The organism is Blautia coccoides (assembly GCF_034355335.1).
Lineage (GTDB): Bacteria > Bacillota > Clostridia > Lachnospirales > Lachnospiraceae > Blautia > Blautia producta.
In genome coordinates this window covers 5,431,648-5,446,082 of sequence record NZ_CP136422.1, presented here as the reverse complement: position 1 = coordinate 5,446,082, position 14,435 = coordinate 5,431,648, and the positions used below count along the sequence as shown (strand labels likewise).

The 14,435-nt window shown below is 36.1% G+C and carries 14 protein-coding genes; 12 read left to right on the top strand and 2 right to left on the bottom strand.

What is annotated here, in order from left to right; genetic code table 11:
* Nucleotides 1-112: 112 nt before the first annotated feature.
* From BLCOC_RS24515 to BLCOC_RS24470, 10 genes are all read left to right on the top strand, one after another.
* A complete protein-coding gene (locus tag BLCOC_RS24515; RefSeq protein ID WP_115623654.1) occupies nucleotides 113-688 on the top strand; it encodes a recombinase family protein in 576 nt (191 codons plus the stop codon).
* The gene (locus BLCOC_RS24510) at nucleotides 678-1,628 is read left to right on the top strand and encodes a restriction endonuclease subunit M (protein WP_199688316.1); all 951 of its coding nucleotides are present in this window, start codon (nucleotides 678-680) and stop codon (nucleotides 1,626-1,628) included. The genes BLCOC_RS24515 and BLCOC_RS24510 overlap by 11 nt, the downstream gene beginning before the upstream one ends.
* A 4-nt stretch (nucleotides 1,629-1,632) precedes the next feature.
* Entirely contained in the window at nucleotides 1,633-5,658 is a 4,026-nt protein-coding gene (locus tag BLCOC_RS24505; RefSeq protein ID WP_115623653.1) for an Eco57I restriction-modification methylase domain-containing protein, read from the top strand.
* A 25-nt stretch (nucleotides 5,659-5,683) separates the two neighbouring features.
* A complete protein-coding gene (locus BLCOC_RS24500; protein ID WP_115623652.1) occupies nucleotides 5,684-6,520 on the top strand; it encodes a hypothetical protein in 837 nt (278 codons plus the stop codon).
* A 16-nt stretch (nucleotides 6,521-6,536) separates the two neighbouring features.
* Nucleotides 6,537-7,568, top strand: a complete 1,032-nt coding sequence (locus BLCOC_RS24495; RefSeq protein ID WP_115623651.1) for a hypothetical protein — start codon at nucleotides 6,537-6,539, stop codon at nucleotides 7,566-7,568.
* Between the two features lie 21 nt (nucleotides 7,569-7,589).
* Nucleotides 7,590-9,122, top strand: coding sequence for a hypothetical protein (locus tag BLCOC_RS24490; protein WP_115623650.1), 1,533 nt, complete (start codon nucleotides 7,590-7,592; stop codon nucleotides 9,120-9,122).
* A 14-nt stretch (nucleotides 9,123-9,136) separates the two neighbouring features.
* The gene (locus tag BLCOC_RS24485; RefSeq protein WP_115623649.1) at nucleotides 9,137-9,595 is read left to right on the top strand and encodes a hypothetical protein; all 459 of its coding nucleotides are present in this window, start codon (nucleotides 9,137-9,139) and stop codon (nucleotides 9,593-9,595) included.
* A gap of 55 nt (nucleotides 9,596-9,650) precedes the next feature.
* On the top strand, nucleotides 9,651-10,835 hold the full coding sequence (locus BLCOC_RS24480; RefSeq protein ID WP_115623648.1) for a type I restriction enzyme HsdR N-terminal domain-containing protein: 1,185 nt from the start codon (nucleotides 9,651-9,653) through the stop codon (nucleotides 10,833-10,835).
* Nucleotides 10,836-10,956: 121 nt separating this feature from the next.
* On the top strand, nucleotides 10,957-11,256 hold the full coding sequence (locus tag BLCOC_RS24475; protein ID WP_115623647.1) for a hypothetical protein: 300 nt from the start codon (nucleotides 10,957-10,959) through the stop codon (nucleotides 11,254-11,256).
* Between the two features lie 102 nt (nucleotides 11,257-11,358).
* Complete coding sequence (locus BLCOC_RS24470; RefSeq protein ID WP_322255256.1) at nucleotides 11,359-11,718, top strand: helix-turn-helix domain-containing protein; 360 nt, start codon at nucleotides 11,359-11,361, stop codon at nucleotides 11,716-11,718.
* A 120-nt stretch (nucleotides 11,719-11,838) separates the two neighbouring features.
* Here the strand turns inward: BLCOC_RS24470 and BLCOC_RS24465 are convergent, their stop codons facing one another.
* Together BLCOC_RS24465 and BLCOC_RS24460 are read right to left on the bottom strand one after the other, a co-directional pair.
* Nucleotides 11,839-12,024, bottom strand: coding sequence for a hypothetical protein (locus BLCOC_RS24465; protein WP_115623646.1), 186 nt, complete (start codon nucleotides 12,022-12,024; stop codon nucleotides 11,839-11,841).
* A 75-nt stretch (nucleotides 12,025-12,099) separates the two neighbouring features.
* Complete coding sequence (locus BLCOC_RS24460; protein WP_115623645.1) at nucleotides 12,100-13,248, bottom strand: IS91 family transposase; 1,149 nt, start codon at nucleotides 13,246-13,248, stop codon at nucleotides 12,100-12,102.
* A gap of 111 nt (nucleotides 13,249-13,359) precedes the next feature.
* Between BLCOC_RS24460 and BLCOC_RS24455 the strand changes: the two genes are divergently transcribed.
* A complete protein-coding gene (locus BLCOC_RS24455) occupies nucleotides 13,360-14,049 on the top strand; it encodes a hypothetical protein (protein ID WP_115623644.1) in 690 nt (229 codons plus the stop codon).
* Entirely contained in the window at nucleotides 14,046-14,420 is a 375-nt protein-coding gene (locus BLCOC_RS24450; RefSeq protein ID WP_115623643.1) for a hypothetical protein, read from the top strand. The genes BLCOC_RS24455 and BLCOC_RS24450 overlap by 4 nt, the downstream gene beginning before the upstream one ends.
* The last annotated feature ends 15 nt before the right edge of the window (nucleotides 14,421-14,435 follow it).

The following is a 14,435-nucleotide window of genomic DNA, read 5'->3' as shown; positions in this document are numbered from 1 at the left end:
ACGTGCATTAGAAAGTGTCCTCGGATTGTAAACATAGGGTCATTATGATATAATATTTTACAGATTGCAACATAAGTTATAGTTATTCTGCAATTTGTGTGAGGGTGATTGTATGGCCAATATAGCATATGTAAGAGCTACATCTGTTGATCAAAATGCAGATCGGCAGACAGAAGCATTACAAAAATATCACATTGATAAATGGTTTTCTGATAAGGTATATGAAAAAAATAAGACGGATAGAAAACAGCTACGGGATATGTTGGAGTGGGTAAGAGAAGGAGATACGGTTTATGTTTTTAATTTCTCAAGTTTGGCTCGATCTACGAAAGATTTATTATTTATTGTTGAGAAATTAAATGAAAAAAATGTTCATTTGATAAGCATGAAGGAAAATCTTGATACTTCTACTCCTAACGGAAAACTTATGGTGGCTATGATTGCAGATATCAATGAATTTGAACATCAGAATCTTCTTGAACGCCAGGCAGAAGGTATTGCCATTGCCAAGAAGAAAGGTGTTTATAAGGGAAGAAAACGTATTGAAATTAAAGATTTCGGAAACTATTATGATGCGTACATGAATAGAGAGATATCAAAATCTGGGATAGCAAAGAAATTAAATGTAAGCAGACCGACTGTGGATCGGTTAATTAAAGAGTATAAGGATGGTGTCAATGGAGATTGATATTAGAGAACAAAACATTAAGGATATCAGCCCAGACCTTTTAAAAATCCTTCTTTCTGATAAGACGACAAAGAAATTTATTCGTTGGGGAAGTGATAATTATATATCCTACGGAGCAGAGTATCATACTGATCAGGAAATGGTTCCGGATTTGATTACTGGTTCATTTTCTTGTGTAATTCAGCCAAGGATTTTGAAAACTGAAGGGGAAAAAATTAAGCGTACCAGAGATAAGGCTGAAGTATTTACACCGTCATGGGTTTGTAACGAACAGAATAATCTTATTGATGCAACTTGGTTTGGTTATCAGGATGTTTTTAATCATGCTGAGGATAAAACGTGGTGTAGTAAAAAAGAGCCTGTAAAATTTCCTAAAAATAAAGTTTGGAAGGATTATATTGATGCTAGAAGAATGGAAGTAGCCTGTGGAGAAGCTCCATATCTGGTAAGTCGTTACGATACTGTTTCTGGGCAAGAAATTCCTATTAGCGAAAGAATAGGTCTTTTGGATCGAAAACTTCGTATTGTAAATGAAAATGCAGAGAATGATGATGAGTGGTATGAATGGACAATCAGAGCATTTCAGAGCTGCTATGGATATGATTTCCAGGGTGATAATGTTCTTTTGGCAAGAGAAAATTTGTTATATACATTTATAGAATATTATCAAGAGCGAATGAAAAAAGATCCATCGTTGTTGCAGATAAAGAAAGTCGCAAACATAGTTGCCTGGAATATCTGGCAGATGAATGGTATTACTATGACAGCGCCTTTCAGTTTAGCAGAAACTGTTTATAAGCAGATTTCAATATTTGATTTATTGGAAATTGAAAATACGGAAGAAAAGCCAGAACCGGAGTTAGATGAAATCCCATGTAGGATATTTGATTGGAGATCGAATAAGAGCATCGAATTCCGGTCCATGGTAAAGGGGGAATGAAATCATGGATACAACTTTTAAGAATGCTTTTGAATATAAAGTAATCTATGTATTCACAATTGATGACCAGGCTCATAATGGTCTAGTCAAAATTGGAGATGCTACATTACATACAGTTACTCCGGTTGACCAGTTGACTCCAAATAGTCGTGAATTAAATCAGGCTGCTTTAAAAAGAATAAGAGCTTATACTAATACTGCAGGTCTCACTCCGCATCTTCTCCATTCAGAAATCGCCGTGAGAACAGTGAAAGATAAGAATGGGACATTGAAAATTGAAGCCTTCAGAGATCATCATGTTCATGAAGTACTGAAAAATTCCGGATATACTAACGTTCAACTTGGAGAATCATCAGGGAAAGAATGGTTTTCTGTAGATTTGCAGACTGCTCAAAAAGCCATTGATGCCGTTAAGAAGAATTATTCTAATTTGAGTAATTCCGATATAGTAAAACATTCGCCTATTATTTTCAGACCGGAACAGGCTGCATGCATTACAAAAGTTGTTAAACATTTTAAAAAAGCTGACCGTTTCTTAATTAATGCAAAAATGAGATATGGAAAAACTTTCGTTTCCTTGGAAATTGTTAAACAATGCAAATTCAAAAAAACTATTATTCTGACACACCGACCTGTAGTTGATGCTGGATGGTATGAAGATTTTACTAAAATTTTTTATGGTGTAGAGGATTATATTTACGGTTCAAAGGCAACTGGATATACTGCTGATAAGCTCCTTTCTTCCGGAAAGAACTTTATTTATTTTGCTTCCATACAAGACCTACGTGGCTCGTCAGAGGTTGGCGGAAAGTTTGATAAAAATGATATTATTTTTGATACGGTTTGGGATTGTGTAATTGTTGATGAAGCACATGAGGGGACTACTACGGCACTGGGAGAAGATACTGTAAAGGCAGTATTTAAAGATGGATCTGGAACTAAACTACTTGCATTATCCGGAACACCATTTAATATTTTGACTGATTATGATGAAAATTCTATATATACATGGGATTACATCATGGAACAGGAATGTAAATCTGAATGGGATAAATTACATTTTGGTGATCACAATCCGTATGATGAGCTGCCAGAGCTTAGAATTTATACATATTCACTTGGCGACGTGCTACATAATAGCAATTATATCACTTTTGAAGACAAGGCTTTCAATTTTCATGAGTTTTTCCGTACATTCACTGGAGATTTTAGTAAAGATTATGCAGACATGCCAGAAGGTGCAGAGGTAGGAGATTTTGTACATGAAGCAGATGTTTGGTCATTTCTTAATCTGATGACAACAGAAGATGAACACAGTCAGTATCCATATTCTAACACTGAATACCGTTCTCTTTTTAAGCATTCTCTTTGGATGGTTCCAGGTGTAAAAGAAGCCAGAGCATTAAAAAAATTGATGTTAAAACATGAAGTATTTGGAAATGGTATGTTTGATATTGTTAATGTGGCAGGTAATGGAGATGAAGAAGAGAAGTCCGAAGAGGCTCTTTCCAAAGTTCGTGCAGCAATTAAAGAGGCGAAAAAAAACGATACATATACAATCACACTCTCATGTGGAAAGCTGACTACAGGGGTAACTGTAAAAGAATGGACAGCTGTATTTATGCTCGCCGGATCGTATTCTACATCTGCTGCAAACTACTTGCAGACTATCTTCCGTGTACAGTCTCCGTGCAATGAAGACGGTAAAATAAAAGAAACTGCTTATGTATTTGATTTTGCGCCTGACCGTACACTTAAAATGGTTTCAAGTGCTGTTCAGGTATCTGCAAAATCAGGGAAAACTAAAATAGGTGATAAGCAGTTAATGGGTAAATTTCTCAATTATTGTCCTGTTATAGCTGTATCCGGGTCGGAAATGAAAGAATATAGTGCAACAAAGCTTCTGCAGCAATTAAAACGTGCATATGCAGATAAAGTTGTACGAAATGGTTTTGATGATACCAATCTTTATAATGACGAATTATTCAAACTTACTGACATTGATATTAAACGTTTTGATGATTTGAAAGGAATTATTGGTTCCTCAAAGGCAGCTCCAAAAGCTAATGATATTACTGTTAATGATCAGGGACTTACCAATGAAGAGTACGAAGAAAAGGAAAAACTTGAAAAAAAGAAAAAGAAAGAACTGACACCAGAGGAGAAAGCCAGACTTGAAGAACTGAAAAAGAAAAAGAAAGTACGTAATGATGCTATTAGTATCCTGCGAGGTATTTCTATACGTATGCCTTTGCTAATATATGGTGCAGATATTCCTTATGATGAAGAAATCACCCTGGATCGTTTCGTTGATATTGTAGATGATTCTTCTTGGAATGAATTTATGCCAAATGGAATAACCAAAAGTAAATTTAAAGAATTCCAAAAGTATTACGATGAGGAAGTTTTTATTGCAGCTGGACGGCGGATTCGTAATATAGCTAAAGAAGCTGATACACTTGATCCAATGGAAAGGGTAAAGAAAATCGCTGGATTATTTTCTTATTTTAAAAATCCAGATAAAGAAACAGTATTGACTCCATGGCGTGTCGTTAATATGCATATGAGTGACTGCTTGGGTGGATACTGTTTCTATGATGAAACATTTACTGAAGAAGGTAAATTGGATGAGCCAAGATTTGTAGATCGTGGAAAAGTAACTGCTGATATTTTTGGAAAGTTGGATAGCCAAATTCTTGAAATAAATTCAAAAACCGGTTTGTATCCATTATATGTGACCTATAGTGTGTATAGAAGAAAATTGCAAGAATTTGTTAATGAAGAACTCACAATAAAAGATAAGCAAGATATCTGGTTACAGACAGTAGACGAAAATATTTTTGTGATTTGTAAAACTCCTATGGCAAAGGCTATTACAAGAAGGACTTTGACGGGGTATAGTGGTGGGAAAATCAATGCTCACTATTTCGATGATCTCATAAATACAATGTCTAATAAGCCGCAAATGTTTTTGGATAAAGTTTTACGACAGAATTATTGGAAGAAAGGAAATAACGTTATGAAATTTGATGCAATTGTTGGAAATCCGCCGTATCAGATTTTGGATGGTGGCGGAAAAGGTTATAGTGCGAAACCGGTTTATAATTATTTTGTAACACAAGCAAAAGCCTTGAATCCAGCATATGTATCTATGGTTACGCCATCCAGATGGTTCTCTGGTGGAAAAGGTTTAGATCAATTTAGGTCGGATATGTTAGCTGATCGTTCAATGAGAAAAATCGTTGATTATACTGATAATGAAATGTTGTTTAAAAATGTCAGTATAGTGGGTGGTGTTAATTACTTTCTTTGGGATCGTGACTACAGTGGTGACTGTGAAATAACTTCAATACGTGGAGAAAAAGTTACTACAATGATGAGACCATTAAATGAATATGATATTTTCATTAGGAACAACGAGTCAATTAGGCTAATAAAAGAGATTGAGAACAGTAATGATGTTAAAATGGACACGGTTGTTTATGCTCGTAACGTATTCGGAATACCTTCTGACTTTAGGGGTAAAAATGCACCAACTACAGAATATAATATAGCTATGTTTTGCAGCCAAAAAAGCAATAGTATGACATCTACATATATTAGGATGTCTGATGTTATTAAAGAACATAGTTTAATCCCCAAATATAAGGTAATTATTGGAAAAGTTGTTCCAAGAGGTGGAGAAGTTGGCGTGGATCCATCAATAGGATATAGAGTTATCTCAACAATACAAGTGCTTCCACCAAATTCTGTATTTACAGATTCTTATCTTCTTTTGGCTGCTTTCGATACAAAAATAGAAGCTATAAATTTTGCAAAGTATTTCTGTTTAAAATTGCCCCGATTTTTATTGCATGAAACGTATTCTTCAATGAATATTTCAAAAGCAAACTTTAGATTTGTTCCATTTCTTAACTATACAAAAGAGTGGAGCGAGAATGATTTGTTTGAAAGATATCATTGCTCAAAAGACGAAAAAGAAATGATTACGTCTTTAATACGTCCAATGGAATATGTAGTACATGAGTAAGTGGTTTTAAGAAAAGAGGAATATAGTGTACGATATAGAAAAAGCAAAGGAATATACACGGGAGCAGTCTGATTGGATCGCTCATCGTAATGGGTATTTCTCAATGAAAGAATGCGTGTACTTTTATCATAAAGGGCAGGCTATATTCAATCCATGGTTGGATTTGATGGGAAATTCTATTGAAGATCCTTTTTCTTACTATGGAAAGGAGAAAGTGGATGAGTTCTGCAGGCGGATTGTTGCGAAAAAAGAAGGAATAATGCAGGCCCATCAGGTCACTGTGGATAGTAATATTTTAGAGTTTTTGAAGATGCTATATTTCGGAGTAACTGATAATCCGTTTGAGGCAGCCAGCCGGAGTGCGTATACGGATATGTGCAGAACTATTCGGTTTCATGGTAAAAATGGAGACGCTTTGAGAAAGTCTGTTGATGTTCTTTTGGAAGAAAGAATACCAGAACTGATTGACGTAGATAATTCGGAAAAATATACACAGTGGCATTATTCAATTTGTAAGCTGATAGTAGACCAATATGAAGCAGAGGGAATAGAATTCTATATCGGACAGGCACAAAAATGGGTGAATATGACGTTGAAGTATTTATATGTGCTTGTGCCGGATGTAGTGGAACCATTCTACCGTTTCTTACATATTCCATTGGACAATTATATTATGGATATCGCCAAGAAACAGTATGGGGTACCTGTTTTGACTACTGCTTGGAGCAGAATATCAGATTATCAGGTTTACTTGGATTATGAGCAAATGCTTATGGAAGTGATAGACGAGGTACCATTGGACTGGGAGTTTAGAAAATGGGTAGAATCTGCCCGTTTTCAGAAGTCTACTAAAAACAGCTGATACTGGGAGGTGCTGTATGCAGATACATTATTTTCAGAGATATCATTCAAAAGAGAATGTAGATACATCCAATACGATGCTGATGTTATCACGGTTATATAATTATAATGCGGATCGTTTTTTTCTGATGTTGAACTCACTTATTCTCGGAGAAAAAGAAAGTCCGGAAATTACATTTGATTTACAGGTCGCAGGCGATGAGAGTGTACCGGATGCAGTGATCAGCCAGAAGAGTTTTAAGATAGTTGTAGAAACAAAATTGTATAATCAGTTTACAAAGCAGCAGTTGGTAAATCATCTTAATCAGTTTGGCGCAGAAGATATTAAAGTATTGTTGACGATTGACCCGAAACCGATGAAGAGACAACTATCTGATGAGTTGGAAGAAGAACTAAAAAAGTTCAATAAAGAGAATATGGATCGACTTGTTCACCCGATTAAGCATGTAAATCTGACTTTTGAGCAACTTGTAGAAGCAATAGAAGAAGTGATTGATGAGAGAGATACAGAAATCATGGCTGTCTTGGAAGATTTCAAAAACTATTGTTTTGATGAGAAACTGATACCGGACCGCTATAAATGGATGAGAGCAATAGTGGCAGGAACGACGTTTCAGGATAATCTGGATCTGAATCTGTATTATGATCAGGCTGAACGAAAATATTCTGATCATGGATACGTGGGACTCTATAAAGATAAAAGTATCCGGGCTATTGGCAAGTTGCAAAAAACGATTCTAGCCGTAGAAGTTAATGGTGAGATGACATATCATTCTGAAAATAGTGAACCGGTCAAACAGGATGAGGTAGATAGGATTAATGAGGCAATTCATCGTGCAAGGGACTATGGATACAACCTTCGGTCAGTATGTCATAGATATTTTATGGTAGAAAAGTTTTATCCAATAGATTTTAGAAAAAACAGTAAAAATCCAATCCAAAAGAGTAAATTTTTCAACCTTGCGGAAATGTTAAAGTATAAAACAATGCCGGACACTGAGAAAATTGCTTCTGACCTGGACGGTAAAACTTGGGAGGAACTTCAATAATTTCGGGGAGGTATGTTTGGAATGGGATATTTAGAGCAAGTTAATGCTTTCGCAACGAAATGGGTTGATAAATTCAGAGATCAAAAAATATCATATACAGATCTTGTCGATCATTATCTGGCGGATGAGTGTGAGGCTCTTGGATTTCAAATGGATTGCGGACATTCTTTCTCTGAAAGGTATGGAAAAGCGGAAAGTAAATATGATGAGCTTGATAAGGTTATTGATGAAGTAAATGATATTCAGCTTCTTGGTTCAGCCATTTATTCCCGATGGAGATACTTTAATCATTGGGCATATGATGCAACATCAATCTTGGAATTTGAAAATCGTTCATGGTTTATTCTTGCGTTGAGCCGTCTGGCAGTATTATCGGGGGAAAATCCTTTTATTTTCAAAGGAAAGCCCAAAAAAGTACGCATAGTTTCTAATCGTCTGGGGTATGGTCCGTGTCCGGAACCGGATGAGGAAGTAGAACAGCATCTAACCATCAATTCAGAAGGACGGGTATGGTATTCTGTATATGTGGTTGGACATAGACGTGATGGGCATTATGAAAAGTCCAGAACAAAGAATTTTAAATTGGAAAAACGAACTGCAGAGAGAGTACTGGAGGCAGTTTCTGATTATTTCAGCGAGGGCTATATAGAAGTCTTTGCAACTGACGTTGGGGACTGGAGCTTGGAGCTAACAAATACAGAAGGGAAGATATTTAAGTTCCGTGGTTCTTTATGTTCTGAATTTGAAGTACAGGGTGAGGATCTCTCTGAGCTGATACGTGACAGCCTGGGAATGCCAGAGCTTTATGTGTTTGATGGAAATTATAAGCCAGATATCGTAAATAGAATAGAAGTAGATTATCATAGGATTACCCAAATAATGCCGAAACAATCAGCCGTAGAATTGGATAGAGTTGTCTGGAATTATACAGAATCTTTAGTCATAGACAGAAACCAGGAAAGTATCGAACAGATTCAGAATATCGGAACTGGATGTTCGGTTTCACGTAAATATATGGTTGAGGACGGAATTGACAGCCTGCTGGATGATTTGGATGTAGATGTACTGTTTGGACACATTGAAGGAAACCCGGTAGATGTAGTAGATGATCCGAATGAAATCAGAGATTATACTATCAAGGTTATCACGAAAAAAGGAAAAGAAAAAATAATCCGGGGAACTTATGACAAAAAAGGTCTGCCCGATGGTTGGGAAGTGTTTATTGATAGTGTTTTTGAATTTATGGCTTTCTATGGCTGGGGAGAAATCATGGATCCGTCTGTTTATGGAAGGATAAGGAGATGCCGTAGCGACATAATATTCTGTAGTGTGACATTTGAGGAGGGATACAAAAGATATTATTATATTGCGGATGATGATTCCATTGAGGTTGGGGATTTTGTAATTGTTCCAGCAGGGAAAGATAATCACGAAGCAGTAGTGGAAGTTGTGAAAAAGGAATACTTTTCGGAGAATGAAGTGCCTCTTCCGTTGGATAGAACAAAGCACATTATCCGTAAATGCACAGAATCTGATTTGAATTTGCCAGAGTAAAAGAGGTATAACAGATGAGTGAAAAGCATAAGTCGTCATCTGAAGAACAGGTGATTGCAGAACAATATATTTTTGAGGCTATTGAGAAACGGCTCCAAATTAAATTAGAGCATAACAGAAAGATATATCTTGCAGATAATCCATTTACATACATGCAGCCTGATTTTTATTCAGAAGAGTTATGTATTGTGGGAGAAATCTTTTCTCATATTGGAAAACCAAAGAAAGCACAGAATAATAAAATTGCAAATGATATTTTGAAAATGCTCTTACTGGATAGGATAACCGGAAAAACATATCGGAAAATCATTGTAGTTTGTGATGAGATAGAGTGGAAGAAATTAAATGGAAAATCTGTTCTGGCAGAAACTATCCGCCAATTTGGGATAGAAACTATAAAGATTGAAATTGAAGATGAGATGAGAAATACTATATTGGAAGCCCAGAAACGTCAGACTATGGTGAATGCATAGGTTAAAACAAATAACAGATCAATATGTGTATTTGTTATTCATAAAGGAATAAGATATGTATGAGATTAAAGAACAGCTGAAAAATTTGAAATTACCGGACATTTGCGTGTCTGATGGGAAAGAATATTTCTTGGATCCGGTGCGTGACAAAATGATATTGAAAACCCCGGAAGAAGAGATCCGGCAGGAGATAATACAATTTTTGTTAAAGGTGATTCATGTGCCATCTAATATGCTGCAGGTGGAAATGCTTTTATCAAAGTATGGTGTGGACAGCATAAGACGTGCGGATTTGGTAATTGACAGATATACAAAAAGCAAAGATGTAATTTCGCCATTAGCAATTGTTGAGTGTAAAGCACCAGAAATTATGCTGGGTGATGCAGAAATTCAGCAAGTATGTGATTATGCAGATTGCCTTGGGGCAGATTATATTGCGGTTACAAACGGTATAGATATGATTGTTGCAAGGTATAGTGAAGAGAGAAATCAGTACATAGAGCTGAAATCATTTCCGGAATATGAAACCATGTTAAAAGGAGAAGGGGATGTGCTGCTGGTGGAGCCTCCAAAACCCCGTTTTTCGTATGATGAGTTGGAGAACAATAGGGATTATTATTGCGGTTATGAATTTAATCCGGATACTCCGGTATCAATGAGGTCATTTTTGACAAATCTGTGGGAATGCTTTCTTGATACCAGTCATAGTCTGCCGGAGAGGGAGTATAAGATTTTCACGTTGCTTAAGGATTATGGTATTAGAATGTTATCATGTGGAAATGCATCCGGTGGAACATATCAGGGGGCATATAGATCATTCCTGATAAAATATCACGAAAAGACTTTTTTTATAAATTTGAGTTTTTTTGATTATGGAACATCTACAATTCTTACAGTTTCAGTGGATCAGGATAATCATAGACCGCATAATGCACTGCAATATTCTGTTGACAAAAGTATTGTTCGGATTGGAGAAGCGTATCATTTTTACCATAATGGCAGAATTACTGTTGGAAAAATTGGAAGTGGCAAGTCTGCTGAACTAAAAGAATTACTTGAAAATCTATATCCTGTTATTATTAAAAATGGAAAAATAGAACTGGGAACGGTACATAATAAAGAATTATTGTATATGGATACGCCTGAAATAATTACTCTGGTGGAAAATTTATTGTCATATGCACTGATAAGGGATGAGTACAGGGAGATATGTAAAAGGAAAAGAGAATTTGATAAATAAGAGAAATAATTGTCGAAATCCGGCGAATCATGTCATTCATTGTTATTTGACATTGAGTTCATATCTTTGTACAATTTAGTCACCAAATTGGTGATCGTATAGTACAGGAGGATGAAAAAGAATGGATTTGCTTACGAGAGAAGTATTGAACCAGACAATAGCGGAAGCTATTGATGCAACCAGAAACAAGATTTGTGCAGAAGATGAGATATTTCAACAAGATGAGAAAGATCTGGATGAATTGACAAAGAGAGTTATGGATCTTGATTTGCCGGAGCATGACAGAATGATAATCAATGACTATATTGCCTGCTTACAAACAGTAGATTGTCGGTATGCGGATATTTCGTATATGGCTGGTATTGAAGATGCCATTACTTTCTTAAAGAAGATGGATTTGATAAAAAATACAATTGAATAGGCATTAAGAGCTGCTTTTCTTTTTTTTACCCAAATACTCAAGCATACTAGAGTATTTAGATAAGTAGTATGGTTCTAATCTTTTCGCTGATTTGTGGTTACAATGAATGTAAAAATAGGTCAGAGAAGAGGTGTAAAATACTTGCGTATAGAAGAGTATATTCCAAAAAGAATCTCTGAATTATGCAGAAAACGTGGGTATTCTAAATATCGACTCTCACAGCTTACGGGAATGTCGCAGACAGCATTAGGAAATATAATGTCCAGAGACAGCATTCCGACGATTCCAACGCTTGAGAAAATATGTGATGCATTTGGAATATCGTTAGCTCAGTTTTTTGCAGGAGACAGTGGCAAATTAGATTTGACATCTGATCAAACAGAGTTATTGGATATATGGGATGGATTGGAAGTTAAAGAAAGAGAGATTGTGTTATCTCTTATGAGGAGTTTAAAGAAATAAGAGCAGTTCAAGAAAAAATTGGACTGTTCTTTTTTTGTGTAATAGGAAAGTTCTCCTGCCGGAGAACTCTTTATAAGAAAAAGCCCGCGCGGAGGCGGGCAGAGAAAATAAAGTGACGTGTTAGAAGATAAAAAAACCATCTTCTGCATCCTCACCGAATACATCTTCATGTAAAAAATAATCCATATCGAGAAGGTCACTGTCACGCATACGTTTAATCATACCTGCTGTCATACCTTCAGGTGGATTTTTGGTGTATTTTTCTCTGAGTTTCTTTACAAGTTCTTTTTCTGTAATAGTGTTCATAAGTATAGTCTCCGTTCGGAATAAGATAAGGTGATTGTATCACAGAACAGAGAACTAAGATATAGTTTCTTATGGTCAGGCAGGTGAACGACAAGCATGTTTAGCCATAACCCTTTCATACATTTCTTGCAAAGAAACAGGTTTGTGATTGTAATAAATCTCAAGAACAGACATTATGTTTCCACAATGCGAGCACTTTAAAGGATCATATCCAAATGAGGATAAAATAGAAGGCCGCCATTTGTTAAAACTGAGAAGGATGTGGTGCTTTTCTTTTGAAATGGCACGACGTATCCGCTTATCGCTGTTACGATGACGAGCATAAATGCCGTAATAACGTATCATTTTAAAATGTTTTTCAGGGATATGCCGAATGAGGCGTTCAATAAACTCTAATGCAGGAATGGATTCAATCATGAGTTTATTATCTTCATGTCTGTTGTAATGAAAAGTAACAGTGTCTCCATCATAAGAATCAATACGTGAAGTCGCAATGACAGGACGACCAAGATAACGCCCAATGTATTTAATAACTTTATCAGGTTCACAATCCTTAGGTTTGGCAAAAACATAGAAACCATCTGGAGTGATGCGATAAATGAGAGCTTTTGTAGGTTTAAAGGAATTACCGAGTTTTTCCTGCATGATATTTAAAAGAGCAGTACGGAAAGCGAAACGAAGAAAAGAAAAGTTAAAATGTCCGAACCGACGCCAGGCAGTATGATTTCCTGCAGCACCTTCAGAAATCAGACAATGAATATGAGGATTCCATTTGAGATCACGTCCAAAAGTATGAAGGACAGAGATGAACCCAGGTGTAAAAGACTCGGATTTGTTTTCTTTATAAAACATACGTAACACAACACTTTGGACAGCAGAAAAAAGACAGTTTAATAGAGAACGGTCTTCAAGAAAAAAGTGGCGAAGTTCTTCTGGAATCGTAAAAACACAGTGTCTGTGTTTACAATAAACCAGTTTAAAAGACATAGAGGTAGTGCGGTCAATGGAGTACATGTTTCCACAAGTAGGGCAGAATCGACTATGACAGCGAAAAGGTACGAATTTGTAATTACCGCATTTATCACAGATGTACATTGCCCCACCGAAGGAAGAGTCGCCACAGTTAAGCATCTTATTTACATTCTCAATGATAGATTTGCGAGGATGTAAAAGATAAATCATTTCTTCATAATGGTCATTAAAAATTTCCTGTAAAATGTTCATATGACTATTATGAAGGAAATAAAGAGAAAAAGAAACCTACCCCTCAAAGATTGAGGGGCAGGGGAGTTGAAGTGTCATAGACACTATTTTTATGTGTTGGAGAAGGTAGGAATGAAGAAAAAAGGAATACTTGGTGCAATTGTGATTGCACTGCTTTGTACGGGATGCGTACATAAATTGAATATGGTAACAACAAAAGCAGAGAATAATTTTCAAATTCCGGATGTAAAATCTGAAATTAGCCAGAAAGAGTGCTGCATTTGCGGAAATAATGAAAGAAGCTTGATGCCATATTACAGAAAATCGGGAATGTTGGGTTTAGTATGTTTGAATACAATGGAAATATCAACATTAGATACTCGTGTATATTCTGATGATGGTACGGAAATCATCAGTGATGGGGGATTAAGTATTACGTCATCTTCACATGGAGAGGAAGAGTGCAGTTTCCAGATCAATGGGATGCCCAACCATGGGATTTTTGAGGGTAAAGTGAATTACGGAGAAAAGAGTATACCGGATTTTGAAGTGATAAAAAAATACTTGTGCCAGGATTGTCTGGATAAAGTCCTTTCCATGTATCAGGATGAAATGGAATGGAGCGATTCCAAGGGTAGATTTCCGGAAGTATGTATTGTGGATTTTCAAACAAATGAACTGTATACATTGGGGAAAAGCCACACGGGGTATTGGATAAGAGATTATTGGATACATATTGATCACGATGATGACAGTAGCAGTATAATGGCTATATATGCACCAGAGGATAAAATGGATAGCGGGAGTGAAGAGAGCCGATGAAAAAAACAAAAGATATTATTTCTCAGGAAAACAAATTCTTGCGATTGTGTGGAGATAACTATAGAGATAAAATCAAGAAAAGAATTCCGATGACAGTCGGGGATTTTAATAAATTTATGTACTTGTTTGATGCGTTGGGATTGAGCGAGTATTCGATTTATTTCTCCATGGAAATGTTTCCGGAGTTGCTGGTAGAGTATGGAGAACGAAGTAAAGATTGCGATTGGGATATAGGATATGGGGAGTATGATTTTCCTGTAGAAGAAATGGTGTCTATATGCGACGAATGGCTGCAAGAGTTTTGTGATCAGATGCCATTAGAAAGCCAAAGAAAGAAATACCGGAAAGTCTTTGAAATTGATGAAGAGTAAAAAATGAGCTAGGGT

What these genes read in the sequence shown, in the direction of transcription:
- BLCOC_RS24515 (WP_115623654.1), top strand. Translation starts at nt 113, where the DNA reads ATGGCCAATATAGCATATGTAAGAGCTACATCTGTTGATCAAAATGCA.
- BLCOC_RS24510 (WP_199688316.1), top strand. Translation starts at nt 678, where the DNA reads ATGGAGATTGATATTAGAGAACAAAACATTAAGGATATCAGCCCAGAC.
- BLCOC_RS24505 (WP_115623653.1), top strand. Translation starts at nt 1,633, where the DNA reads ATGGATACAACTTTTAAGAATGCTTTTGAATATAAAGTAATCTATGTA.
- BLCOC_RS24495 (WP_115623651.1), top strand. Translation starts at nt 6,537, where the DNA reads ATGCAGATACATTATTTTCAGAGATATCATTCAAAAGAGAATGTAGAT.
- BLCOC_RS24490 (WP_115623650.1), top strand. Translation starts at nt 7,590, where the DNA reads ATGGGATATTTAGAGCAAGTTAATGCTTTCGCAACGAAATGGGTTGAT.
- BLCOC_RS24485 (WP_115623649.1), top strand. Translation starts at nt 9,137, where the DNA reads ATGAGTGAAAAGCATAAGTCGTCATCTGAAGAACAGGTGATTGCAGAA.
- BLCOC_RS24480 (WP_115623648.1), top strand. Translation starts at nt 9,651, where the DNA reads ATGTATGAGATTAAAGAACAGCTGAAAAATTTGAAATTACCGGACATT.
- BLCOC_RS24475 (WP_115623647.1), top strand. Translation starts at nt 10,957, where the DNA reads ATGGATTTGCTTACGAGAGAAGTATTGAACCAGACAATAGCGGAAGCT.
- BLCOC_RS24470 (WP_322255256.1), top strand. Translation starts at nt 11,359, where the DNA reads ATGAATGTAAAAATAGGTCAGAGAAGAGGTGTAAAATACTTGCGTATA.
- BLCOC_RS24465 (WP_115623646.1), bottom strand. Translation starts at nt 12,024, where the DNA reads ATGAACACTATTACAGAAAAAGAACTTGTAAAGAAACTCAGAGAAAAA.
- BLCOC_RS24460 (WP_115623645.1), bottom strand. Translation starts at nt 13,248, where the DNA reads ATGAACATTTTACAGGAAATTTTTAATGACCATTATGAAGAAATGATT.
- BLCOC_RS24455 (WP_115623644.1), top strand. Translation starts at nt 13,360, where the DNA reads ATGAAGAAAAAAGGAATACTTGGTGCAATTGTGATTGCACTGCTTTGT.
- BLCOC_RS24450 (WP_115623643.1), top strand. Translation starts at nt 14,046, where the DNA reads ATGAAAAAAACAAAAGATATTATTTCTCAGGAAAACAAATTCTTGCGA.